27 protein-coding genes are annotated in these 22011 nt (G+C 71.5%); 6 read left to right on the top strand and 21 right to left on the bottom strand.

Translation table 11 applies throughout. The features are described from left to right. Nucleotides 1-9: 9 nt before the first annotated feature. Genes H489_RS21390 through H489_RS21375 form a run of 4 tightly spaced genes read right to left on the bottom strand, consistent with a single transcriptional unit; the run spans nucleotide 10 to nucleotide 2124 of the window. Nucleotides 10-381, bottom strand: a complete 372-nt coding sequence (locus H489_RS21390; RefSeq protein ID WP_017885694.1) for a fluoride efflux transporter FluC — start codon at nucleotides 379-381, stop codon at nucleotides 10-12. Further along, nucleotides 378-881: a FluC/FEX family fluoride channel gene (locus H489_RS21385; protein ID WP_175470743.1), complete on the bottom strand. Its 504-nt coding sequence runs from the start codon at nucleotides 879-881 to the stop codon at nucleotides 378-380. The genes H489_RS21390 and H489_RS21385 overlap by 4 nt, the downstream gene beginning before the upstream one ends. Then, on the bottom strand, nucleotides 878-1633 hold the full coding sequence (locus H489_RS21380) for a 2,3-bisphosphoglycerate-dependent phosphoglycerate mutase (RefSeq protein WP_017885692.1): 756 nt from the start codon (nucleotides 1631-1633) through the stop codon (nucleotides 878-880). The genes H489_RS21385 and H489_RS21380 overlap by 4 nt, the downstream gene beginning before the upstream one ends. Then, nucleotides 1618-2124 (bottom strand): universal stress protein, encoded by a 507-nt coding sequence (locus H489_RS21375; RefSeq protein WP_031259090.1) that lies wholly within the window; start codon nucleotides 2122-2124, stop codon nucleotides 1618-1620. Before H489_RS21375 ends, H489_RS21380 begins: the two co-directional genes overlap by 16 nt. A gap of 306 nt (nucleotides 2125-2430) precedes the next feature. On the opposite strand from H489_RS21375, the gene H489_RS21370 reads away from it, so the two are divergent. Then, nucleotides 2431-2703 (top strand): hypothetical protein, encoded by a 273-nt coding sequence (locus tag H489_RS21370; protein ID WP_152427132.1) that lies wholly within the window; start codon nucleotides 2431-2433, stop codon nucleotides 2701-2703. A 65-nt stretch (nucleotides 2704-2768) separates the two neighbouring features. Next, a complete protein-coding gene (locus H489_RS37240) occupies nucleotides 2769-3287 on the top strand; it encodes a GrpB family protein (RefSeq protein WP_161598062.1) in 519 nt (172 codons plus the stop codon). A gap of 444 nt (nucleotides 3288-3731) precedes the next feature. On the opposite strand, the gene H489_RS21365 is transcribed toward H489_RS37240, so the two are convergent. The 4 genes from H489_RS21365 to H489_RS21350 form a co-directional block, all read right to left on the bottom strand. Then, on the bottom strand, nucleotides 3732-4925 hold the full coding sequence (locus H489_RS21365; protein ID WP_051067346.1) for a glycosyltransferase: 1194 nt from the start codon (nucleotides 4923-4925) through the stop codon (nucleotides 3732-3734). A 122-nt stretch (nucleotides 4926-5047) separates the two neighbouring features. Further along, nucleotides 5048-6385, bottom strand: coding sequence for an ABC transporter substrate-binding protein (locus H489_RS21360; RefSeq protein ID WP_017885688.1), 1338 nt, complete (start codon nucleotides 6383-6385; stop codon nucleotides 5048-5050). 56 nt (nucleotides 6386-6441) lie between these two features. Beyond that, nucleotides 6442-7272 carry a carbohydrate ABC transporter permease gene (locus H489_RS21355; protein ID WP_017885687.1) on the bottom strand — a complete coding sequence of 277 codons (831 nt, stop codon included), beginning with the start codon at nucleotides 7270-7272 and terminating at the stop codon, nucleotides 6442-6444. After that, a complete protein-coding gene (locus H489_RS21350; RefSeq protein ID WP_017885686.1) occupies nucleotides 7272-8258 on the bottom strand; it encodes a carbohydrate ABC transporter permease in 987 nt (328 codons plus the stop codon). The genes H489_RS21355 and H489_RS21350 overlap by 1 nt, the downstream gene beginning before the upstream one ends. A gap of 241 nt (nucleotides 8259-8499) precedes the next feature. Between H489_RS21350 and H489_RS21345 the strand changes: the two genes are divergently transcribed. Then, nucleotides 8500-9399, top strand: coding sequence for an inositol monophosphatase family protein (locus H489_RS21345; RefSeq protein WP_031259088.1), 900 nt, complete (start codon nucleotides 8500-8502; stop codon nucleotides 9397-9399). A gap of 93 nt (nucleotides 9400-9492) precedes the next feature. Here the strand turns inward: H489_RS21345 and H489_RS21340 are convergent, their stop codons facing one another. From H489_RS21340 to H489_RS21315, 6 genes are all read right to left on the bottom strand, one after another. After that, nucleotides 9493-10512 (bottom strand): LacI family DNA-binding transcriptional regulator, encoded by a 1020-nt coding sequence (locus H489_RS21340; protein ID WP_017885684.1) that lies wholly within the window; start codon nucleotides 10510-10512, stop codon nucleotides 9493-9495. A gap of 2 nt (nucleotides 10513-10514) precedes the next feature. Next, nucleotides 10515-11165: a 2'-5' RNA ligase family protein gene (locus H489_RS21335; protein ID WP_017885683.1), complete on the bottom strand. Its 651-nt coding sequence runs from the start codon at nucleotides 11163-11165 to the stop codon at nucleotides 10515-10517. 134 nt (nucleotides 11166-11299) lie between these two features. After that, nucleotides 11300-12319: a LacI family DNA-binding transcriptional regulator gene (locus H489_RS21330; protein ID WP_017885682.1), complete on the bottom strand. Its 1020-nt coding sequence runs from the start codon at nucleotides 12317-12319 to the stop codon at nucleotides 11300-11302. Between the two features lie 162 nt (nucleotides 12320-12481). Next, nucleotides 12482-13573, bottom strand: coding sequence for a tyrosine-protein phosphatase (locus H489_RS21325; protein ID WP_017885681.1), 1092 nt, complete (start codon nucleotides 13571-13573; stop codon nucleotides 12482-12484). Between the two features lie 192 nt (nucleotides 13574-13765). After that, nucleotides 13766-14569: a trypsin-like serine protease gene (locus H489_RS21320; RefSeq protein WP_017885680.1), complete on the bottom strand. Its 804-nt coding sequence runs from the start codon at nucleotides 14567-14569 to the stop codon at nucleotides 13766-13768. A gap of 24 nt (nucleotides 14570-14593) precedes the next feature. After that, the gene (locus tag H489_RS21315) at nucleotides 14594-15091 is read right to left on the bottom strand and encodes a hypothetical protein (RefSeq protein WP_017885679.1); all 498 of its coding nucleotides are present in this window, start codon (nucleotides 15089-15091) and stop codon (nucleotides 14594-14596) included. Nucleotides 15092-15269: 178 nt separating this feature from the next. Here H489_RS21315 and H489_RS21310 point away from each other — a divergent pair, with 178 nt between their 5' ends. Further along, on the top strand, nucleotides 15270-15923 hold the full coding sequence (locus H489_RS21310) for a helix-turn-helix domain-containing protein (protein WP_017885678.1): 654 nt from the start codon (nucleotides 15270-15272) through the stop codon (nucleotides 15921-15923). Between the two features lie 63 nt (nucleotides 15924-15986). Here H489_RS21310 and H489_RS21305 read toward each other — a convergent pair whose 3' ends face one another. The 5 genes from H489_RS21305 to H489_RS21285 form a co-directional block, all read right to left on the bottom strand. Further along, the gene (locus H489_RS21305) at nucleotides 15987-16514 is read right to left on the bottom strand and encodes a hypothetical protein (protein ID WP_017885677.1); all 528 of its coding nucleotides are present in this window, start codon (nucleotides 16512-16514) and stop codon (nucleotides 15987-15989) included. Between the two features lie 103 nt (nucleotides 16515-16617). Further along, entirely contained in the window at nucleotides 16618-17157 is a 540-nt protein-coding gene (locus tag H489_RS21300) for a hypothetical protein (protein WP_139179683.1), read from the bottom strand. A gap of 49 nt (nucleotides 17158-17206) precedes the next feature. Then, on the bottom strand, nucleotides 17207-17641 hold the full coding sequence (locus tag H489_RS21295; protein WP_017885675.1) for a hypothetical protein: 435 nt from the start codon (nucleotides 17639-17641) through the stop codon (nucleotides 17207-17209). Beyond that, nucleotides 17638-18210, bottom strand: a complete 573-nt coding sequence (locus H489_RS21290; RefSeq protein WP_017885674.1) for a TetR/AcrR family transcriptional regulator — start codon at nucleotides 18208-18210, stop codon at nucleotides 17638-17640. The genes H489_RS21295 and H489_RS21290 overlap by 4 nt, the downstream gene beginning before the upstream one ends. Next, nucleotides 18203-19051, bottom strand: coding sequence for an alpha/beta fold hydrolase (locus H489_RS21285; RefSeq protein WP_017885673.1), 849 nt, complete (start codon nucleotides 19049-19051; stop codon nucleotides 18203-18205). The genes H489_RS21290 and H489_RS21285 overlap by 8 nt, the downstream gene beginning before the upstream one ends. A gap of 105 nt (nucleotides 19052-19156) precedes the next feature. On the opposite strand from H489_RS21285, the gene H489_RS21280 reads away from it, so the two are divergent. Next, on the top strand, nucleotides 19157-19732 hold the full coding sequence (locus H489_RS21280) for a GrpB family protein (RefSeq protein WP_017885672.1): 576 nt from the start codon (nucleotides 19157-19159) through the stop codon (nucleotides 19730-19732). A gap of 31 nt (nucleotides 19733-19763) precedes the next feature. Here H489_RS21280 and H489_RS21275 read toward each other — a convergent pair whose 3' ends face one another. Further along, nucleotides 19764-20708 (bottom strand): nuclear transport factor 2 family protein, encoded by a 945-nt coding sequence (locus H489_RS21275; protein ID WP_017885671.1) that lies wholly within the window; start codon nucleotides 20706-20708, stop codon nucleotides 19764-19766. Between the two features lie 240 nt (nucleotides 20709-20948). After that, on the bottom strand, nucleotides 20949-21419 hold the full coding sequence (locus H489_RS21270) for a MarR family winged helix-turn-helix transcriptional regulator (protein WP_017885670.1): 471 nt from the start codon (nucleotides 21417-21419) through the stop codon (nucleotides 20949-20951). A gap of 63 nt (nucleotides 21420-21482) precedes the next feature. Here H489_RS21270 and H489_RS21265 point away from each other — a divergent pair, with 63 nt between their 5' ends. Next, on the top strand, nucleotides 21483-22010 hold the full coding sequence (locus H489_RS21265) for a phenolic acid decarboxylase (RefSeq protein ID WP_017885669.1): 528 nt from the start codon (nucleotides 21483-21485) through the stop codon (nucleotides 22008-22010). The last annotated feature ends 1 nt before the right edge of the window (nucleotide 22011 follow it).

Genomic DNA, 22011 nt, shown 5'->3' with positions numbered 1-22011 from the left:
GTCGGATGGTCAAGTGAGGGTGCCGAGGGTGACGCCCCCGGCGGCTGCGGCGACGGAGACGACGAGCATCCCGAGCCCGTTCACGGCAGCCGCGGTGGTGCGGCCGGTGCGTGCGAGGCGGACGGTCTCGAAGCTGGCGGTGCTGAACGTGGTGTAGCCACCCATGAGCCCGGTTCCGAGCAGCGCGACGGGGGTAGCGCCGAGGTGACCGGCGGCGCCGGTGATCAAGCCCAGCAGGAACGAGCCGGTGATGTTGATCGTCAGCGTCCCGACCGGGAGCCGGAACTGCCGACCCCGGTTGATCGCACCATCCACGAAGAACCGTGCGGCCGCGCCGACGCCGCCAGCGACAGCGACGCTGAGGAATGCCAGGGCGCTCATGATGTGGCTCCGTTCGGTCGGACCAAGCCCGCGATCGCGAGGCCGCTCCCGGTGGCGATCGCGCCGGCCAGGACCGTCAGGAGCCCGTACCCGGTGCCGGACAACCCGCGGCCGGCGAGGAACAACACCGCGGTGCTGGTCGCGAGGGTGCTGTAGGTGGTGAACCCGCCGAGGACACCGGTTCCCAGAAGCAGGCGCAGTGCCCGGCGGCGCCCTTCGTCAGGTCCGCGATGCGCGAGGTGTTCCAGCAGCACACCGAGTAGGAGCGCGCCGGCGATGTTGATCCAGAAGATCGCCCAGGACACCCCGTGCTGAGCGGGGAACGCGGTGCTGAGTCCGTCACGTGCGGCGGTACCGATGGCGCCGCCGAGTGCGACGACACCGAGGTACCGCCACCGCAGATGCACTGGCCTGGCGATACGTTCCGGGTCATCGGCGTCGATGTCCGGGTCGGGCGGGAGCTGCCCATCGGGCAGGTCCGTGTCCGTTCTGGAGGTCATGTTCCACCTTCCGCAGCGACCGCTGCCGCTGCTGCTCGTGCTGCCGGATGCAGGTACTCCCCACCCCGCGGACAGAACCCACCGTCGCCGTCGAACCGGTAGACCAGGGGTTCGCCCGTGGGGAGGTTCAGGTCCGCGAGCTCACCGTCGGTCAGGCCGTCCATGCAGGCACACAGTGCCCGCAATGAGTTGCCGTGCGCGACGACGAGCACTGTCTGCCCGTCGCGGAGTGCCGGGGTGATTCGGTCCGACAGGACGGGTCGGACCCGGAGGATGACGTCGGACAGTGTCTCGGTTCGACGAACTGCCGCCCACGGCAGTCCACGAAGCGCCGGCGTCCGCCGGAGCGCCAACCACGCGCGGATCGACATGCGTGGCGGCCGACCCGTGCGGGTCCGGCGAACAGCGAAGAACTGCTCCGCCCCCAACGCCGCTTGCGTACTCTGCTTGGACATGCCGGTGAGTGCGCCGTAGTTCCGCTCGTTCAACCGCCACGACGACTCGATCGGCGCATCACGTCCGACGACGTCGGTGACGAGCTCCGCCGTGTGGAGCGCCCGCTCGAGCGTCGACGTGAGCACGAGGTCCGGTCGGATGCCCGCATGCAGGAGCAGCAACCCAGCCCGATTCGCTTCGGCGGTGCCCTGTTCGGTCAGCGCGACGTCTCGCAAGCCGGTGAAGGTGCCGGCATCGTTCGCAGTGCTCTGTCCGTGGCGGAGCAGAACAAGCTGGCCGGTCACGGGGTGTCCCACGGCAGCGGGGCATCGAACCCGACCGGATCAACGGGCACCACGAGCACTGAACGGTGCTGGCGATGGGTCAGTCGTGCCGCGACCGACCCCGTGAAGAACTCCGCGATTCGACCCGCTCCCGTCCTGGCCCCGACGACCAGCATCGCCGCGTCGCGGTCTTCGGCCACCTGCGACAATGCCCGGCTCGGATCCCCGACACCGGCAACGAACGTGACGTCGACGCCGTAGGTCGTTGCGGCAGCACGTACTGCCGCCTCGTCACTGTCAGACAAGCCCTGCGGTGTCGTGTCAGCGGTGTCAGGGTCGATCGGTTCCGCCATCACCGACCCGTCCGAGCGCGTACCGGCATCGATGAGCGACGCATCCACGCTGACGCACACCAGCGTCGTACCGAAGCGCCGCGCGATGGACGACGCAACCTCGATCACCGCCGGCGCGAGGCCGGGTAGGACACCGACGACGACCGGTCCGGTACCTATTGGTGCTGTCATGACACTCCCTACCTCAGGCGCGCAGAAACGCGACCAGCTGAGATAGGGACTGTTGTCGACAACTGTCGAGGTTGGGTCCGGCAAGCCCCACTACCGGGTCCGAAGACACCACCAGTATGCACCCGAACCCCTCGTCACGCGAGCCGTCTCGCGCACCCGTGACGTCCCGACACCGAAGGAAGCGATTCCGACGACACGGAGCGAAGCTGCCCACAGACGGATTCCGGGGGGGGGCTGGCGCAGATCTCGGAGTGTCCGGTGGACGATCGGTCATCGAACACCGGAGTGGACCAGCAGAATCGAGTCATGACGACCCCTCCTGCTGATCTCTCTTGGATCGGTTTCACCAACCAGCAGCGCGACCTTCTCGAGACGCTGCACTTCATCGGCAACAACGGGTGGGATCGCAACGGCCAGAGCGACGAGATGATGCCGCGGCTGTTGGAACAAGCGGCCGCCGCAGACCTGTCGCTCGCGCGCATCAAGGAGGCCATGGCCGCGGTCGGGCACTCTCGGAATGAGCTGCACCAGCTCGATCGATCGGAGTCCAAGCGAACCACCGGCAAGTTCGGTCGCTGATCGTCCCGCAGACCGATCGGTGGCCGGGCAGCGGCTCGACGGCAGCGGGATCTAGAGTGCGAACTGTGCTCGTTCCGTACGATCCGTCCTGGCCACACCAATTCGAGGCTGCCGCTGAGGAGATCCAGAAGCTGGGGAACAGTGTTTGGCTCGTCGAGCACATCGGCTCGACCTCTGTTCCTGGTCTGGCCGCGAAGCCAATCATCGATCTTGCAGTCCGGGTCTGCGACGGCGCGGACTTCGAGGCCCACCGCCAGCGCTTGGAAGCTGGCGGATGGGAACTTGGAAGCAGCGTGCGTTCCCATCCCGTGATGGTCTTCGAGCGCGACGGGCGAAGACTTCGTATCGCGCACTTCTTCACGGCAGACGAATGGGAGCACAACAACCAGCGCATCTTGCGGGATTGGCTCCTCAACCACCCCGAGGACATGAGGCGTTACGAGGCGGCGAAAGTTGCTGCCGCAGAGGGAGCTCAGCAGCGCGGAGCTTCGTATAACGCAGCCAAGACGGCAGTCATCCAGTCCATCGTTGATCGTGCCCGAGCTGACCGAGGTCTTCCTTCCGTACCGGTCTACGACAAATAGTGGTGTGTCTGGCGGGCGGCAGAACGTGCCCGTAAGGCGGTGGTTCACCGCTCCATGACAGTTGCCGCCTTCGACAGCCTCTGTTGTGTACTGCCGCCTGACCGGGGGTGTTGCCGCATGCCTGTCCCGCAAAAATGCCCGGTGAAGGGGCGCCAAACGCACCACAGCGGCGACCTCGCTGGCAGCGACGGCGTCAGGGCTGGGAGCGGGGACCGGGCTCATCGCAAAGGCGTCGTAGTGGTTGCTGACGGGCTCCACGTTCTGCCCTCGCGCCGTGTGAGGGTCGAATCGGGGACTCTCGGACCCAACCTGTTGGCCCGGTGCAACGAGCGGGCCGAGCGGAAGGGGAGTGCATCCTTCCGAAGGACGGGCGAGACGCCGTCCTCACACGTGCCTGGTGCGCCGAGCATCGGGCTGATCGGCGCTCGTCACCGCGGTGCGCGCTCACCCACCGACCAGGCGCTCGACGGCGTCCAGCACGACGGCCGGGGTCTCGCCGGCAGCGATCTCGGTCCGGATCCGTCCGGCGGCGACGCGGAACGCCGGGTCGGTCAGGAGCCGCGACGCGGTGGTGCGGATGTCCTCCGCGGTCGCCGTCGCGGCGTCGAGGACGAGTCCGGCGCCCAGGGCCTCGACGCAGCCGCCGTTCGGCAACTGGTCCGCACCGAGCGGCAGGACCAGCAGGGGCACCCCGTGCGCGAGCGCCCCGGTCACCGATCCGGATCCGCCGTGGTTCACGACCAGGTCCACGAGCCCGAGCACCGAGTCCTGCGGCACGTACTGCTCGACCCGGATCGTCCCCGGACCCGCCGGCACCGGGAAGGTCGTCGGGTCGACCCAGGGTCCGGTCGTCACGAGGATCCGCGCAGGCAGGGTGGCGAGCGCGTCGATCAGCCGAGCGAACAGGTCGCCGGACTTCGTGTTGAACTCGGTGCCGAGCGTGACGTAGACGCGGGGTCCGTCGCCGGCGGCCAACCACGCCGCGGCGTCCGACGGGGGTGACGACCAGGTGTCCGGTCGCATCCGGATCACCGGGCCACGCAGCTCGCGCCCGGATCGCATCGACGCCGGGAACGGGACGACGGTGAGCGCGCCGCCGAGCATGTGCTGCTCCGGGTCGGGCCCGAGTCCCGCGCGTCGACGGAGCGCCTCGAGCGGCTCTCGCACCGCTTCGCGCCAGGTCCCGCCGGCCGAGGCGAAGGCCAGGACCACCACGCACGGCACCCCGGCTCGTTCGGCGGCGGTCATCGCGCCGAAGTCGAACTCCCCGCAGACCACGAGGTCAGCGGTCCACCGTGTGACCAGTCGTCCGACGTCGACGACGGCACCGGCGGCCGCGTCCCCCAGGAACACCTGGGGGACGCGGGTGAGCACCGTGCTCGGGTCGATCGGGGTCAGGGTGCCGGTGCCCGGCCTGCTCGCCGGCAGCTCCACGTCCCGCGGTTGCCGGTGCGAGAAGCCGGTCTGTTCGAGGACTGCCTCGCGTGCGCCGCTCAGGGCCGTCCGGTGTCCGGCAGTGCTGGCCGCGCGGGCGAGCGGCAGCATCGGTGCGAGGTGTCCGCGTCCCCGTGGGAACGAGAACACGATGCGCAGGGGTTCCGGAGCACCGTTGCCGGGCCGGCCGTTCGCAGCAGACACCACAGGGCTCCGATCGTCGTGCGGGCTGCCTGCCCGCTTCGTCAGACAACCGTATGGCGAACGGCGGCCGTGCTCCATGAACCCTTGGTCAGCCTCGCGGGGCGCTCACGCGTCGACCGTGCTCACTTGCCGGCGGCCTCGTTGTAGGACGCGATCTGCTTGCCGGCCTGCTGTTCCGCGTCCTGCATCGTCGACTCGACGTCGGCACCCTCGACGATGCGGTTGAAGGCTCCGATGACGGTGGCACGGACCGTCGGGAACGCGCCGGTGATGCAGCCGGCCGCTGCGACGCTCGTGGGGTCGTCGGTGAGCTGCTGGTACATGGTGGCGATGTTCGGGTCGGACAGGGAGCGCTTGCCGACGGTGGTCTTCGCGGAGTCGGTGTTCATCGCGACGTAGCCGGTCGCCTTCGCCCACTCGGCCTGCACGTCGGGACTCTGGAGCCACTTGGCGAACGTGTACGACGCCTTCTGCTCGGCGGTCGAGTGGCCCTTGCCGGAGATCCACAGGGCGTTGCCGCCGATGACCTGGCCGGCGTCGTCGGAGTCCGACGTGGTGGGGAACCGGGCGACGACCGACTTGGAGCCGTCCGGGTCGACGGTCGTGTACGCGCCGGACGAGGTCAGCAGCATCCCGACCTTGTCGCTCGAGAACGCCGAGTTCTGCACGGTCGAGTCGGTGCCGGGGTTCAGGGCGGCGCCGTCCTGGTACAGCTTCTGCAGCGTGCTCATGAACTGCACCTGGGTGTCCGAGGTGAGCGAGACGCCGGTGACGGGCTTGCCCTTCCGGCCGTTGTCCGGCGTGCAGAACGGCTGGCCGCCCGAGGCACTCAGTTCCTCGAGCATCCACGAGTCGCCCATGTTCATGCTCATGCCGTAGCCACCGGTCGCGGCGTGGATCTTCTCGGCCCAGGTCGCGACCTGGGCCAGCGTCTTCGGCGGCTTCGCAGCGTCGAGGCCGGCCTTCGCGACGAGTGCCTTGTTCAGGTAGAGCACGGGCATCGAGACCGAGAACGGCATCGCCGCGAGCGACTTGCCGTCGCTGTAGTAGGTCGAGACGGCCGGTGCCATCGTGTCGGTCCTCGACGTCGAGCCGCTCACCGTCGCGGGGGACACCGTCTGGCCGGAGTCGATCATGAAGCCGGTCGACACGTCGTTCATCATGAGCAGGTCGGGCGTGGAGCCGGACTGCACCGCCGCCGTGTACTTCGTCTGGACGGCCGCGTAGTCGCCCTGGAACGACGACTTGACGGTGATGTGCTGGTCGTTCTGCTTGTTGAAGCGTGCGACGAGGGCGTCGAGTTCGGTCGCCGCCGGACCGGACATGGCGTGCCAGAAGTCGACGGTGACGGGGCCGGAGCGCTCCGACGCCGAGCTCGACGTGGAGCATCCGGTCAGGGCGAGGACCGCGACGGCGCCGGTGGCGAGTGCGGTGAGGGCGGTGGAACGACGAGTGGGCATGGTGCGTCCTTCGGGTGCGGGGCGGGCGGGGATCGGGGAGGGGAACGTGTGCGTCGTCACTTGAGTGCGCCGGCGGTGAGGCCACCGGCGAGGAACCGCTGGGCGACGAGGACCAGGACGAGGACGGGGAGGGTCACCATGGCGGCGCCGGCCAGGACCACGCCGATGTCGGCGGCCTCGGCGTCGGACAGCTGGGCGATGCCGACCTGCACGGTGCGGTGCTCGGGCGAGTTGGTGACGAGGAGCGGCCAGAAGAACCCGTTCCACGCGGCCGTCGCGCTCACGAGCGTGACCGAGACGAGCGTCGGGCGGGTGAGCGGCAGCAGCATGGACCGGATGAACCGGAAGTGCCCGGCGCCGTCGAGGACCGCGGCTTCCCGCAGCTCGTCGGGGAAGCTCAGGAACGCCTGGCGGAACAGGAAGATCGTCAGCGCCGAGGCCACGAACGGCAGGAAGACGACCAGGAGCGTGTCGATGAGGTGCCAGGACGCCACGGTCAGGTAGTTCGCGATCAGGGTCGTCTCGCCGGGGATCATCAGGCTGGCGAGCAGGACGAGGAACAGGGCACGGGTGCCGCGGAGCCGGCAGAACACGAGCGCGTAGGCGGTCATGATGCCGATGACGACCTGCAGCACCGTCTGGGCGAGGGTGACGACGACGCTGTTCAGGAACTGCGCTCCGAGCGGGACGACCTGCGTGGCGCGGACGATGTTGTCGAGCGTCAGGTGGATCGGGACGAGACCGGCGAGGCCCTGGTCCAGGTACCGGGTCGGGGTGAGTGCGCCCTCGAACACGTAGTACAGGGGGAAGCAGACGACGACGACCGCGATGACGAGCCAGGCGTAGACGAAGGCGCTCCGGAGCCGGCGGACGGTGACGGGGCGCATCAGTAGTTCACCCGCTTCTCGAGCACGCCGAACTGCACGATCGACAGCCCCAGGACCAGCAGGAACAGCACGACCCCGAGCGCGGCGGCGAGGCCGAAGTTCGCGCTGCCCGAGCCGAACGCCTGCTGGTAGATGGCGTAGACGAGGGTCTTCGACGAGTCGGCTGGACCGCCACCGGTCAGGATCTGGATCTGTCCGAAGGTCGTCAACGCCTCGACGGTGCCGGTCACGACCACGAAGAAGAGCGTCGGGGTGACGAGTGGCAACGAGATCGACCACAGTGTCCGGACGGGGCCGGCCCCGTCGAGGTGCGCGGCCTCGATGACGTCCTGGTCGATGGCGCCGAACGCTCCGAGCAGGAGCAGCACGGTGAACCCGAGCGACCCCCAGATCGTGACGACGATGACGCTCGCCAGGGCCCACTGCGTGCTCGTCAGGAACGGGACGGGTGCCCCGCCGAACTGCGTGATCACCGTGTTCAACAGCCCGTTGCCGGGGGCGAGCATCGCCGCGAACGCGACGGACCCGGCCGACACGGAGACGACCATCGGCGCGGTCAGGAGTGCTCGGAACACCGGCAGACCGCGGAGCTTCACGGTGAGCGGCACGACGACGAGCAGCCCGAACACGATCCGCCCGGCGACCACGCCGACACAGAAGACGGCCGTGGTCAGCATCGTCCGTCCGAACGCGGGGTCGGTGAACGTGCGGACGTAGTTCTGCAGCCCGACCGAGCCGGCCGGCTGGCCGAAGATGTCGGTGCCCTGGGTGCTGAGGACCAGGACCCGGCCGAGCGGGTAGAAGACGAAGACCGCGAACGCGAGCAGCGCCGGTGCGAGGAGCACCAGACCGAGCCGTCGGTCGGAGCGCAACGACGACCGGGCCGACCGGGCCGCCCGTGCTGGACGCCGCGACTGCGGCGGCCGGGGCGATCCCGCGGTACGCGGGGGACCGGCGAGCAGGCCGGACGTGACGGGGACCGTCATGGGGCGGACACCTCCGAGTAGGGAACGTTCCCTATCCGGGAACGACTCCACTCTGCGGCGGGTGCCGGAGACGGGTCAAGGCGCGTCGATCACCCGCCGTCACCCGTTCACGCGGCGTTCAACCCCTCCGTCGGCGGAGAGCCGCCGTTCACCGTTCGCACCCACCCGTTCACCTGCGGTTCGGGCCGACGACCGGCGTGGTTCGCCGTCCAGGGGCCTCGACGTCGTACAACCGGGGACCATGCGAACCGTTCCTGCTCCCCAGACGCTCCGGGTGATCGCCGAGGATGCCGCGCGTGCCGTCGCGCCCGACCTCCTCGCCGTGTTCCGCGCCCCGATGACGATCAGCACGAAGCGCGATGCGCACGACGTGGTGACCCTGCACGACCGCGCGGCCGAAGAGGCGATCACCGCGGTGCTCACCGCGGCGGTGCCGGGTTCCGTCGTGCTCGGCGAAGAAGGCGGCACCACCGGCGGCCCCGGCAGCGCCGACACCACCGGGGACGCCGTGGTGCGGTGGATCGTCGACCCGATCGACGGCACGGCGAACTTCGCCCGCGGACTCGCGTACTGGTGCATCTCGATCGCGGCCGAGGTCGACGGCGAGGTCGTCGCGGGGGTGGTCTTCGACCCGGTCGCCGACCACGTGTTCGCGGCGGACGACGACGGAGCCTGGCTCGACGGTGCGCCGATGCACTCGTCGTCCGGCCCCGACGACGCCGCGACGGTGCTGACGAGCTTCCCGGTGCAGCAGGACCTCGACCTGCTCGGCGAGGCCGCGGCGTTCGACCTGCTGCGTGACCTGACGGTGCGGTACCGCCACCACCACAGCCTCGGCAGCGGCGCACTCAACCTGGTGCACGTCGCCGCGGGGTGGTCGGACGCCACGATGGGCTTCGCCACGCACCCCTGGGACGTCGCCGCCGGGGCACTGGTGCTCGAGCGGGCCGGTGGGTGGTTCCGGGGCTTCCGCGGGGGCGAGCCCGTCGACCGTGCGCACCTGGCCGACGACTACGTCGCTGCCGGTGCCGGTGGATCGCACACCGAGCTGGTCCGTCGGGTGCAGGACCTGTCGGCGATGACCTCCACGGACGCTGCAGCCGCCGCCGATCGAACCGCCGCCGACCCGACCGCTGGCTGAGCCGCACCGCCGACCGAGCGGCACCGCCCACTGAACCGCATCGCCCACTGGACCGATCCGCCGCCGGCCGCGCCGTCGACGGCGTCGCGGTGCTCAGCCGACCTGGTGCCCGGCGACCGCCCGTCCCGTCGACCCCCGCAGCAGCAGGCGCGTCGGCAGGACCTCGTGGCGGTCACCGCGTCGCCCGCGCAGCCGTTCGACGACGAGCTCCACCGCCCGCGCGCCCATCCGGACCCGCGGCTGGTCGACGCTCGTCAGGTCGAGCCGGTCGCCGAGACCGGTGCCGTCGAACCCGGTCACCGCCGCCATCCGGGGGAGCGCGAGTCCCGCGCCGTCGGCGATCGCCACGAGCCGCGCCGCGGTCGCGTCGTTCGTCGCGACGAACGCCGTCACCCCGTCGCCCAGGTGCCGGGCGATCCGCGCCGGGTCCGCCGCCAGGGCATCGACGTCGTCGACACGGTGGTCACCGGGCCGGCCGAGCTGCGCCGAGACCGTGGCGTGCGCGACGGCACGACGGGTCGTCGAGGGGTGGTCCGACTCCGCCACGAAACACGTGCGCCGGTGCCCGAGTGCGGCGAGGTGGAGCACCAGGTGGCGCATGCCCGATTCCTCGTCGGCGCGCACGGTGTCGAGTCCGAGTCCGGCGAGACCCGACCCGCTCGAGCCGAGGACCGCGACCGGCAGGTCGCGCGCGACCGCAGCGAGCCGTGCCGGGGCGACCCGGCTGCTCAGGACCGCGACCCCGAGGACGCCGTCGGCCGACCCGCGGGAGGCGTGCAGGGCCTCCAGGCCGTCGGCCAGCCGGGCGGCGTCACGGAACCCGTCCACGACGCGGAGCGCGAACCCCAGGGTCTCGGCGGTCGCGCGTGCGCTCCGGAGGGCTTCGTCGTGGAACGGGTTCGCGGCTTCGGTGACCAGCACGCCGAGCACGAGCGGCGCGCCCTGCGCGCGTCGCCGGGCGAGCGTACCGACCGGGAGGCCCAGCTCGTCCGCCGTCCGCACCGCGAGTTCCCGACGTGGTCGCGACACACCGTCGTCGCCCCGCAGGGCGAGTGACACGAGCGATCGCGAGACAGCGCAGCGCTCGGCGACGTCGCGGAGGGTGGCGGCCACGGTCAGGCGAGCTTCCAGGTGTGGACGTGCTCCCAGGTCATCGTCTGCCACCAGCGGCCGGACCAGTCCGGGCTCGCGGTGCGGTAGAGCACGACGGTGTCGCCGCGGAACCCGGTCGGCACGTCGACGTCGAGTTCGTGGATGTACGCGCCCACCTCGTCGTGCAGGTCCGGGCGGACGTACAGGTCGTGCGAGGCGAGCGAGAGGTGCGCGCGGTACTGCTCCGGGTCGTAGTCGTTCGACGGCGGGACCTGCATCGGCTGCCGGAAGGGGGCGACCACGGCATCGATGTCGGCGGCGAGTCGGACGAAGTCGTCGTTGTGCGAGCCGTCGGGCCGGGTCGCGACGTCGTAGACGAACCCGATGCCCTGCTCGCGGACGCCGGCGTTGTGGACGTCGAACGCCGGGCGTGAGTCGAGCAGCGCCGTGACGGCCGCGATGACCTGGTCCTCGTTGCTGCCGAACGGCTGGCTGCCGACGAGCGTGGCGTGCGGCGGGAAGGCGCCGGCGGACACCAGGCCGTACTGCGCGCGGAGCTGGTCGGTGACGACCGTGACGGCGCGGCAGGTGCGGGCATCAGGGCGCAGGTAGATGCCGTGGCGGTAGGGGTCGCTCGGGTCGCGCGGCAGTTTGGCGGTGACGTTCTGGGGCATGGGTCCGTCCGGGGTCGGTCGATGGGGAACGTTCCCGATCGTCGGGAACGTTCCCCATGATCGACCGGAGCGGCCCGGATCTCACCCGTCGGCCCGTGACGGGACGGTGAACGATCGGTGTCGGCGACGCCGGGTCAGACGCGTGCGGCGGTCCGGCCCGGCACCAGGGTGCCGTCGACGGCGTTGTGGGCGACGCCCGTCGAACGGCCGTCGATCTGGTCGACCACGTCGTCGACGGACAGGCGGCCGATCAGGCCGAGCGGCTGTCGCCACGAGGTGATGCCGAGCAGCTCGGTGGCGAGCGGCGCGACCCCGTCGTAGCCCGTGACCGACAGGTCGTCTGGTGCACGGAGACCACGGCGGCGCATCGACTCGAGCACACCGACGGCCCAGCGGTCGCTCGGTGCCATGACCGCCGTCACGCCGCCGGCGCCGAGGACCTGCTCGAGGAACGAGTCGAGGTCCTCGGGGTCCGCGCCGTGGTCCTCGGAGCGGATCCGGAGCACCTCGGCGCCGCGCGCACGGAGCCGGCGCACCATCGCGTCGGTGCGGGCCGACTGCGTCAGGGACCCGGACGGTGTGACCGTCAGCACGGCGACGCGACGGTGCCCCAGGTCGGCGACGTGGTCGGCGAGGCCGCGACCGCCGCCGCGCTCGTCGCAGTAGGCGCTGCTCACCGCCGGGTCCGTCTCGGGGCGTCCGGAGACCACCGTCGGGATGCGTCGGGCGAACGGCAGGACGTCGTCGATGGGCAACGCGCCGCTGCAGACGATGAGCCCCTCGACGCGCAGGGACACCAGGGTCTCGAGCGCCCGGCGTTCCTCGCTGACCGGGAACGACCCCGCGCCGGTGGCGGTGACGACGCGGTACCCGCGCGCGGCGGCCTGCAGCTGGAACGCGGTGAGCAGGTGCCCGTAGAACGGGGTCGAGGCATCACGGACGAACGCCCCGAGCGTGTGCGTGCGGTGTGCCGACATGCCGCGGGCGTTCGCGTTCGCCACGTAGCCCAGGTCGAGTGCCGCCCGCTTGACGCGTTCGGTCGTCGACGGCGCCACCCCGTACGAGCCCGCGAGGGCACGGGAGACGACCGACTTCGACACTCCGGCCAGTGCTGCGACGTCGTGGATGGTCGGGACTGCCGGGTGTCCGGTCACCGCGGGCACCGTCGTTCAGATGACTGCACGAGTGTCACGGTAGCCGGACGGACGCCCGGAGCGGGCGACGGTGGTGGTGAACAGTTGGTCACGCCGACCGCCCGGGGGAGTCCGAGCGGTCGGCGTGGGTGGCCGGTGGTGGCGGCCGGTGGCGGTGTCGGGTCAGCGGTGCGTCGCCGGTCGACGGACCGTCAGGCGGTACTCCTTCTTCGTGGTGCCGTCCTGCGCGGTGACCGTGATGCGTGCGGTCCGGCCGGAGACGTGCACGGTGGCGACCGCGTTCGGGTTCGTCGTGTGCACGTGGACGTCGGCGGCCCGGAGCGTCCGGACCGGCGCCGTCACCGTCGCACCCTGCGACGAGGCGGCGGCGGGCAGGTGGACGCGCACGCCCGCGACCGCGATCGAGGAGACGGTGGCGTCGCTCGACACGAGGAACCGCTGGCGCAGTGCGGCGGCCTCGTGCCCCGTCACGCCGATGGTGTCGCGCAGGTACGCGTCCATCCCACCGAAGTCGGTGGCGATGTCCTGCTCGAAGGTGCCCTGCAGCAGCTGCGGGGTGGCCCAGGTGACCCCGAGCTGCGTGTTCGAGAGCAGGTAGTCGTGCAGGATGTCGGCGCTGTCCACGCCGAGGACCCGGTCGAGCAGGTCCACCACGGTGCCGGTTCGGTCCATGCCGTGCGAGCAGTGGATGAGCACCGTGCCGCTGGTGTGCGAGGCGAGGATCCGGAGCACGCGGCGGTAGGCGGTGATCATCGACCCGGGGGTCGCCGGGTCGACGTGGCCCTTGTCGACCAGGTCGTGGTACATCGCCGTGTCGTCGCTGTAGTCGCCGTCCGCGCCGAACATCGAGATGTCGACGTGCCGCGCGCCGGGGATCGCGACGTCGGGCTTCGCGGCGATCTGGGACGACGTCCGCAGGTCGACGACGAGGTCGACGTGGTACTCGTCAGCCAGGGTCGTGGCCCCGGCCGCGGTGATCTTGTCGAGCGACTCGGAACGGATCAGCCGCGGAGCGTTCACGGTCTGACCGGACCGGCCGTGCACCGCGGCGAGCTCGCGACCGTTGACCAGTCCGGGGACGTCGGTGATCGGGTGGTCCGCGGCGGTGAACGCGGGCTGGAGTGCGGTGTCGGCGTGGGCGGCCGTGACGGAGAACGCGGCGGAGGCGACGACGGCAAGGCCGGCGAGTGCGGTCGCGGCCACACGGGCGGTGCGCGGGGAGTGGGTGAGGGGGGAGCGGTGGAGCGGGGGCACGGGGCATCCTCGATCTGATCAGGACCCGGGGGTCGCGGGGATCCGGACGCGGTGACGTCCGGATCCCCGCAGGATCGCGAGGTGGGTGGTCGGCCGAGTGGCTGCGAGGTGACCGGGGTGTGTCCGGGTCATGAGGCAGCGCTCAGTCGCTGAGACGGCCGCGGCCGGGTGCACCACCCGGTCGCAGCCGGCTCAGGACGCCGGGGCCAGCCGGTACCGGAACAGCTCGCTGAGCACCTGCTGCACGGGCGTGTAGAGCAGAACCGTCGTGCTCGTCGTGCTCGTCGTGCCCGTCGTCGAACCGCCCGAGATGATCCCGTACAGCCGGTTCGTGGCGCTGATCACCGGTCCGCCGGCGTCACCCGGCTCGATGCCCCCGCCGGCATCGGTGCGTGCGGCGGCGAGGTGCTGCGCGCCGGCACGGCTCGCTGTCGGCACCCGCGTGGCCGTCCAGGAGCAGAGCACCCCGCTCGCCGCCCCGCTGGTGCAGAAGGGATCGGCGTCGGGCCGGCCGGTGCCGTTGACGGCGGCACGTGCCGGGTCGCCGTCGACGCGGGTGAAGACACGACCGGATGCTCGCGGCGTGTACGTCGAGACGGACGGGTCGCAGGACCCGGCGGCCGCCCGGACGCGCGTGCACGCCAGGGGTGGGATGACCGCGAGCTCGACGTCGGAGTCCGCGGACTGCCAGACCACGCTGCCGACGGCCGCGCCGTCGAGCCGCACCGGCGCCTGCAGCGGCGCGCAGCGCTTCGCCAGCACGACCCACCTGGTCGCCCGCTGGTACGCGGTGACCTGGCTCCGGAAGCCCTTGGCGGTCAGGACCGCCCCGACCGTGCAGGTGCTGCCGGGGACCCCGACCTGGGTGCCGGCGATGATCGGTGCCGCGGTGCGGTCCGGGTCGCTCGTGGCAGCCGAGGCCGGTGCGGTGCCGGCGAGGGCGATGCCGACGGCGGCCGCGACGGACAGGGCGACGGCCAGGGTGCGGACGCGCACCGCTTGCGTGTGACGGAACACGGTTCAGCCGAGCCGGCGGGTGCCGTTGACGCGTCCGATCACGGACAGGGTGTCCGGGTCGGCGAGGCGGGCGTGCCAGTGCAGCGTCGTCGTGCCGCGCGGCAGGTCGGGGAACGCCGCGGTGAAGCGGTAGTGCCCGCTGGCGCTGACCATGTCGTCCCCGCTCGTGACCTCGGCGATGTGCTTGCTGAACAGGCCGCGGGGCTTGCCCGGTGCGTCGTAGTAGACGATGACCAGGGTGCCGGGCTTGCCGGCGCCGGCGAAGGTGGTGCCGGTGAAGCTCGTCCGGTCTGGTCCGCCGTGGGTCTTCAGGGTGAACGCCACGGCTGCAGACCGGGTCGGGGCGTGGGCGGTGTGCGTGGTGTGCGGGATCGTGGCGGCCCCGGCCTGCGCGGGGACCAGGGCGCCGGCGGCGAGTGCTCCGCCGAGGGCGACGCCGGCGATGAGCGCGGTCAGCCGCCGGGACGCCGGCTTGCGGGCGGTGGACGGGGTGGGACGCATGGGGACTCCTCGGTTCGGCTCGGGTCGACTCGGTGTGCGTGAACGCTAACAACGGGCCAGACGATCGTCTAGCGAATGCCGGAAGCTGAGTGGATCAGAGGCAAACCGTCCGGACGGCGTGCTCCCCTCGTGCTGTCAGACGTTCGTATGATGACCCGAGACCCGAACGAGGAGTGCGATGAACCAGCGGCAGCAGGCGAAGACCCGGACCCGCGAGCAGATCATCGAGGCCGCGGCGGCGGTGTTCGCGAGCCACGGCTACGCGGGGACGTCGTTCGCCCGGGTGGCCGCCGCCATGGACCGCCCGAAGTCGGCGATCGGCTACCACGTCTTCTCGTCCAAGCACGAGCTCGCCTTCGCGGTCATCGAGCGGCAGCAGGCCCGCTGGGCGGTGATCGACTCGCTGATCACGCAACCCGAGGGCCTCGAGCACCTGCTCGTCATGCTGACGTCCGCCTGTTCCGATGCCATCCGGTGTCCGGTGGCTGCCGGGGCCATCCGTCTGAGTCACGAACTCCGCGGTGCGGGAGAGGTGATCCCGCGGGTCTTCACGTGGGACGACTACGTCCGTCGGCACCTGTCGGCTTCGAGCGGGGGTGTCGGCCCCGCCACCGATCCCGAGTGGGCTCGTGCGGCGGACCTCGTGCTGACGTCGACCTTCGGGGTGATGTGGGCCCGGACGAGTGCACGACTGACCCGTGACACCGAGGGGCAGCTCCGGGACCTGTGGGCGGCACTGTTCACCGGGCTCGGACTGCCCGGCGTGCACGGCTTGCTCGAACAGGTGGAGCCCGTGCGGGTCGGCGGACACCCGGCCACCCCGGGGGACTGACCCCGCAGGGCTCGCCCCTCCCGAGGGGCCCCGGCGGACTGCTGGTCCACCGGGGCGCCGGGCCTACTTCTTCTGCTCGCTGCCGTCCGGGTTGACGACGTACCAGACGCCCTTGTCGCCCTGTCCCGTCACGTCGCCGGCCTTCTTGTCCCCGACGAAGGTGTAGATCGGGCGCCCGTCGATCGTGATCTGCCGCCCGCCGTCCACGCCCTTGATGGTGCCGACCGTCCCGGTGATGCCCGACACCTTCGGCTTCGTGGTCGACGCTTCGATCGCCGGCCACGCCGCCGCGCACGCACCGGTGCACGTGCTCGTGCCGGAGTCCTTGACGTCGGCGTCGAAGTAGTAGGCGGTCATGCCCTTGCCGTCGACGACGACCTTGCCGAGTGTCGTCGAAGCGACGGTCGCGTCGACCGAGGGGGACGAGTCGGTCGTCGCGGGCGCGTCGCCCTGTGCGGCGGGGGACGGCGAGGGCGACGGTGCCGCGGAGCCGGCCGTGGAGCAGCCGGCGAGTCCGAGGCTCAGGGCCAGTGCGGCACCGAGGAGGACGGAGACGGATCGGGATGACGGTGTGCGGTGGGGTGTCGACACGGGGGCTCCTCGTGGTCAGGTCTCGCCGCTGACTGCTGGCCAGACGTTCGTCTAGCGAACGTAACCGCAGTACCGAGCGGCGGCCAGCACCCTGCGCGGCCTCTCATCCGGTGGGCCGCGGATCGTGGGAGCGGCGGTCCGTGTGCTCGACCACGTGGACGCCGTCGACACGCCCGATGACGTCCAGCGACTCCGGGTCGATCAGTCGGGCGCTCCAGGACGCCTGATCGGCGTCGCGGGGCAACTCCGGCAGGACCGCGGTGAAGGCGAACCGGCCGGTCCGACCCACCGCGCTGCTGCCCGGCGCGATCTCCGCGACGCGATCGTCCCCGGTGCCGTCCCGCGGTTCGCCGTAGTGGATGACCACGACGGCGCCGGGGGTGCCCCTCCCGGCGAAGCGCACGCTCACGACTCCGCCGGTACCGACCGTCCGTGGTGGGCGGATCGCGAACCGGTGCGCGCCGCTCGTCGAGGGCGGTGCGCCGAGTGCGGCACCGAGCGCTCCCGATGCCCCGAGGCCGAGTGTCTCGGTACCCGTCGTGGTCGGTGGCGGCGCCGGCAGGGCGAGCGCGACGGCGAGCGCGGCGATCCCCGCGGCGAGGACGATCGGTGACACCCGGACCCGGTCGGTGCTGCGCGACATGGTCGGCCCCTTCGTGGACGGCGTGTGGCGGAAGTCGCCACGCCACACGCTACCGCTTGGCCAGACGATCGTCTGTTCGCCCGCGTCCGCGCCCGCGCCCGCGCCCCACCAGGACGCGCCACCGCCGCTGTTCCGAGATGACGACGGCGACGCACAGGACCGTGACGGCGACCGCGACCGCAGCCGGCCAGACGACCCAGGACGCGGCGATGGCTCCGACCAGGTGCGCGAGGACCGACGCGATCGTCCCCACTCCCGGTGCCGCGACGGGTGGGTCGCCGCCGGGGCGGTCACCCGGCGTCCCGAAGACCGCCGGCGGCACGACGAGGAGCAGGACGGCGGCGATCGCGAGCACCGGCGAACGGGGCCAGAGCGCCCAGGGCACGGCCACCCATGCGACGAGCTCCGCCGTGAACCGCAGGCCGCCACGGAGCGGGTCGTGACCGACGGGCCTCGACGCGCGCGCCGCCGTGGTGACGGTCACCGTGTCGTCGCGGCACGGAACCCGCGATCCAGGAAGTCGACCATCCACGCAGCACTCGCATCGACGTCCGTGTCCATCTGGAACCCGCCGGACGTCTCGATCGTGGCGAACCCGTGCAGGACGCTGCGGAGCACCCGGAGTGCGTGGACCTCGTCGGCGGGGTCGAGCGGGTGGTCGCGGAGCGCCGCGGCGAAGGACGCCAGGGTGCGGCCGAGCGCGACGGCCAGCGGGTCCTGGGCGTCGGTCGGCCGGACGCTGACGGCTGCCTGGTACCGCGCCGGGTGCTCCCGGACGCTCCGGCGCACGGTCTGCACCGCCGCCTCGAGCGCACTCCGGCCGCTGCGCCCCTGCATGGCGTCGCGGAGTGCGTCCCCGAGCTCGTTCGCGCCGAGGATCGCGATCCTGCGCGTGAGGTCACCGAGTCCGTCGACGTGCTTGTACAGCGACGGTGCCTTCACCCCGAGGCGGTCGGCGACGACGCTCATGCTCAGTCGGGCCAGACCGATCTCGTCGGCCAGCGTCGCCGCGGTCTCGGTGACGGTCGCCGGGTCGAGCCCCGCCCTAGGCAACGGGGCCTGCGACGGGCAAGGTGCGGGCGAGGAACGGCAGCAGCAGGGCGAGGAGTGCAGTCGGCGTCTCGGTGTGGGGGTAGTGGCCGGCGCCGTCGATGACGGCGAGCTCCCCGAGGCCGTCGGGCAGGTCGGCGAGGACGCGCTCGCCCTCGGCGCGGGGGTCGGCCCAGTCCGGATCGGCGCTGCCCTCGACGACGAGCACGGGGCACCGGACGGCACCCAGCTGCTCGCCGGCGTCGGCGGGCGACGTGCGGGTCATGGCGCGGAGGACCGCCAGCCGCTCCGGTTGCCGCAGGGTCGTCTCGATGCGGCCGCGCTCGGTCGCCCAGTCGGCGGGCTTGGCGGGGATCGCGATGTCCAGGTACGCGAGCCAGCCGGGCAGGCTGCCGCTCGTCATCACGCGTGCGAGCTGGACGGTGCCGGCGCGGTGTCGGCGGTTGCGCAGGAGCCCACCGAGGTCGACGGACTGCTTGCGCGTGAACGGTGCCAGCTCGACGATGCCGGCGACCAGGTCGGGTGCGGTGGCCGCGGCGATCGTCGCTGCGCCGCCGCTGATCGACTGCCCGACGACCACGGCCGGGCCGCCGAGGTGCCGGGTGACGGCGACCAGGTCGCGTGCGATGTCGGAGCGCTCGTACCCGGACCACCCGGTGCTCGAGTCGCCGCAACCCCGCAGGTCGACGTTCGCGACCCGGTAGCCGGCCGCGACGAGCTCCGGCACGACGAAGCGGTAGGAGTGGCGGCTGTCGCCCATCCCGTGGGCGAGGACCACGAGCGGCCCTGAGCCGGAGAGGTCGTAGGCGATCGTGCCGCCCTCGGTGTCCAGGTGTTCGAGCATGACGTGGCTCCTTCGGCTACGGGTAGTAACTCAAAGGCTAATACGCGTAGCCGGAAAGTCAAGGACTGCTCTGGTCCGCGCTCCGGGTGCTGCCATCATGGCCGGGTGCACCATGACGAGGACCACCCCCGACCGGACGTCACGACCGTCGAGATCATCGGCGGCCCAGAACCGGTCACCGTGACCCTGCACCCCGCCGACAGCGGGTGGGCTGCGGTCTTCGCGGACCACCGGCGACGCATCCTGGAGGCCCTGCCCGGCTCCGGCGCGGACGCTGCGGTCGTCGAGCACATCGGCTCCACGGCCGTCCCCGGCCTGGCGGCGAAACCCATCGTCGACATCGTGGTCGTCGTCGCCGACATCACCGCCGAGGCGACCTACCTCGACCAGCTCCTCGCGGCCGGGTACGAGCTCCGCGTGCGCGAACCCGGCCACCGCCTGGTCCGGACACCGGCTCGCGACGTGCACGTGCACGTCTACGAGCAGGGCGCGACGGCGGTCGAGGAGTACCTGCTCCTCCGCGACCACCTGCGCGTCGACGCCGACGACCGCGCGCTGTACGAGCGCACCAAGCGGGAGCTGCTCGGCCGGAGCTGGGACGACATGAACGCCTACGCCGACGCGAAGACGGCCGTCATCACGGCGATCAAGGAGCGGGCGCGCCGGAGCCGCGCGTCCTGAGACGCGCGGCTCCGGTTCCCGCTGCCCGGTCTCAGCTCGTCGGGACGACGTCCCAGTGCTCGCGGATCAGGTTGCCGTCCACCCGGAACAGGTCGGCTGCGCCGAACGGTGCGTCGGCCTTCGCCCCGACCTGCTTCGAGAACGTCCACACCAGGTCGCCGTCGGCCAGCGAGATGACGGACTCCTGCTTCGGCAGACCCTGCGCGGCACTGCCGGCGAAGAACTGCTTGAGCGCGGCGGTGCCGTTCGCGGCGACCGAGTTGTGCTGCAGGTACGCCGGGTCGAACTTCTCGTCCAGCACGGACACGTCGTGGTCGCGGAACAGCCGGTTGTACGCGGTCACCGCGAGCACCCGGTTGTGCTCCTCCTGCCGCTCGGTCAGGTGGTGGTCACGCTTGGCGGCCGGGTACAGGTCGCTGAACATGCTGTTCGTGTTGCCGCTGGCCGGCGTGCCCGTCGGGACCGTCTGCCGGAGCGCCCACCACTCGCTGATGCGGCCGTTGCGCATGCGGAACAGGTCGACGGCGGCGTCACCGGTGCGTTCGTCCTTCGGCTTCGCGGTGATCTGCCAGTGCACGGCCACCAGGTCGGCGTCACCGGCGATGTGCTTGATCACGGCGTGGGCACCGGGGACCCGGGCGCGGTCGGCGGTGAACTCGGCGAGCAGTGCAGCCGGACCCGAGGCGCTCTTCGCACCGTGGGCGACGGCACCCGATGCCACGGCGGTCCGGGCGGCAGCGCGTGCCGTCGCCGAGGCGGGGGAGCGGAAGGCGCACCGGAACAGGTGCCGGACGGTGGCCTCGTTGCGCTGCTCGGCGCGACGGTCGAGCCGCGAGACGGCCGTGCCGCCCTCGGTGGTCCGCGCCGCGCGGGACACCGTGTGGTGCGCGGAGGTCGTGGTGGTGGAGGTGTGGAGGGGTGCCGCCACGGCCGGGCCGGCCACGAGCGACACGGCGATGGCGACCGGAGCTGCCACCGCACACGCCTTGGCGATGATGGGGAGAAGTGATGTCGTCTGCACGGCAGAACGATGGAACCGGTCCCTGGGGGCCGCCGCGCGCCCTGGAGCCGTCGCGTGCTGCGACCGTGACCGACTTCTCAGGCGCGGTGCGGGCCTCCCGGGTGGTCTGCGAACACCCTGCCAGGGTGACCCGCTCCCGCTGGTGATCGACGAGCCGGACCTGTGCGACGGCTCACGCGCACTGTCAGCCGATCCCTACGCTCCGGGTTCGTCGATGGCCAGACGGAGCTCGGCGAGGACGGGCAGCGCGGCGCGCAGCGCGTCGACCCCGTCCGGGCCCAGGCGTTCGAGCGCGCCGACCAGGACGTGCTCGGCCGAGGCGTCGTAGACCCGGAGCCGCTCGGACGCGAGCTCGGTCAGGGCGATCTCGGTGCTGCGGCCGTCGCCGGTGGCGAGCCGCCGGTGGACGAGCCCGCCGCGCTCCATCGCGGTGACGAGGTTGCTGACCGTGGAGCGGGCGAGGCCGAGGGACCGGCCGAGCGCCGTCGGCGTGAGCCACCCGGCCTCGTCGAGGCGTCGCAGCACCTCGATCTGGGCGTCGGGCAGTTCCGGCAGCGCACCGTCACGGCGTGACGCGTTCAGCAGGGTGCGGCGGAACGGGCCGACCTGGTCGCTGAGCCGCCGAGCGATGTCCCGGAGTCCTGCGGTGTCGTGCTCGCTGCCCATGTCCTCAGCTTAGGTCCTCGAAAAAGGTTTGCAACAAAACTATGTTTGGCGCAGGATGGGTGCATGACGATCACCACCTCAGTCGCACAGCCCGTCCCGTCGCAGGACCTCTCCGGCATCGTCGGACACCGGTTCATCTACACGTACGCCAACGGCTGGCAGTACGAGATGTACGTCAAGAACGCCACCACCATCGACTACCGCATCCACTCCGGCATGGTCGGCGGGCGCTGGGTCAAGGACCAGCAGGTCGACCTCGTGGTGCTCACCGCCGGCGTCTACAAGGTGTCGTGGAACGAGCCGACCGGCACGAGCGTCGTCGTGACCGTGGTGCCGGGGGAGCGCGTGCTGCACGGCACGATCTTCTTCCCGCACTGGGTCGAGGAGGACGGCAGCAAGACCGTGCTGTTCCAGAACGACCACCTGGACCGGATGCGCGAGTACCGCGACGCCGGCCCCACCTACCCGATCTACGTCGTCCCCGAGTTCGCCCACATCACCCTGTTCGAGTTCGTCGGCCAGGACGACGAGACCGTCGTCGACACCGCGCCCGCCGACCTGCCGGCCGGGTTCGCCGACCGGAGCAACTGAG

It is taken from the genome of Curtobacterium flaccumfaciens UCD-AKU (genome assembly GCF_000349565.1).
GTDB classification, from domain to species: domain Bacteria; phylum Actinomycetota; class Actinomycetes; order Actinomycetales; family Microbacteriaceae; genus Curtobacterium; species Curtobacterium poinsettiae.
Note: the sequence above shows the minus strand (reverse complement) of the source record. Positions and strands in the feature narration are given on the sequence as shown.

Excerpts from the sequence above, each read along its gene's own strand:
- H489_RS21345 (WP_031259088.1), top strand. The coding sequence starts at position 8,500 with ATGCGAACCGTTCCTGCTCCCCAGACGCTCCGGGTGATCGCCGAGGAT.
- H489_RS21315 (WP_017885679.1), bottom strand. The coding sequence starts at position 15,091 with ATGCGTCCCACCCCGTCCACCGCCCGCAAGCCGGCGTCCCGGCGGCTG.
- H489_RS21355 (WP_017885687.1), bottom strand. The coding sequence starts at position 7,272 with ATGCGCCCCGTCACCGTCCGCCGGCTCCGGAGCGCCTTCGTCTACGCC.
- H489_RS21270 (WP_017885670.1), bottom strand. The coding sequence starts at position 21,419 with ATGGGCAGCGAGCACGACACCGCAGGACTCCGGGACATCGCTCGGCGG.
- H489_RS21350 (WP_017885686.1), bottom strand. The coding sequence starts at position 8,258 with ATGACGGTCCCCGTCACGTCCGGCCTGCTCGCCGGTCCCCCGCGTACC.
- H489_RS21285 (WP_017885673.1), bottom strand. The coding sequence starts at position 19,051 with ATGCTCGAACACCTGGACACCGAGGGCGGCACGATCGCCTACGACCTC.
- H489_RS21300 (WP_139179683.1), bottom strand. The coding sequence starts at position 17,157 with ATGTCGCGCAGCACCGACCGGGTCCGGGTGTCACCGATCGTCCTCGCC.
- H489_RS21265 (WP_017885669.1), top strand. The coding sequence starts at position 21,483 with ATGACGATCACCACCTCAGTCGCACAGCCCGTCCCGTCGCAGGACCTC.
- H489_RS21335 (WP_017885683.1), bottom strand. The coding sequence starts at position 11,165 with ATGCCCCAGAACGTCACCGCCAAACTGCCGCGCGACCCGAGCGACCCC.
- H489_RS21375 (WP_031259090.1), bottom strand. The coding sequence starts at position 2,124 with ATGACAGCACCAATAGGTACCGGACCGGTCGTCGTCGGTGTCCTACCC.
- H489_RS21390 (WP_017885694.1), bottom strand. The coding sequence starts at position 381 with ATGAGCGCCCTGGCATTCCTCAGCGTCGCTGTCGCTGGCGGCGTCGGC.
- H489_RS21360 (WP_017885688.1), bottom strand. The coding sequence starts at position 6,385 with ATGCCCACTCGTCGTTCCACCGCCCTCACCGCACTCGCCACCGGCGCC.
- H489_RS21370 (WP_152427132.1), top strand. The coding sequence starts at position 2,431 with ATGACGACCCCTCCTGCTGATCTCTCTTGGATCGGTTTCACCAACCAG.
- H489_RS21385 (WP_175470743.1), bottom strand. The coding sequence starts at position 881 with ATGACCTCCAGAACGGACACGGACCTGCCCGATGGGCAGCTCCCGCCC.
- H489_RS21310 (WP_017885678.1), top strand. The coding sequence starts at position 15,270 with ATGAACCAGCGGCAGCAGGCGAAGACCCGGACCCGCGAGCAGATCATC.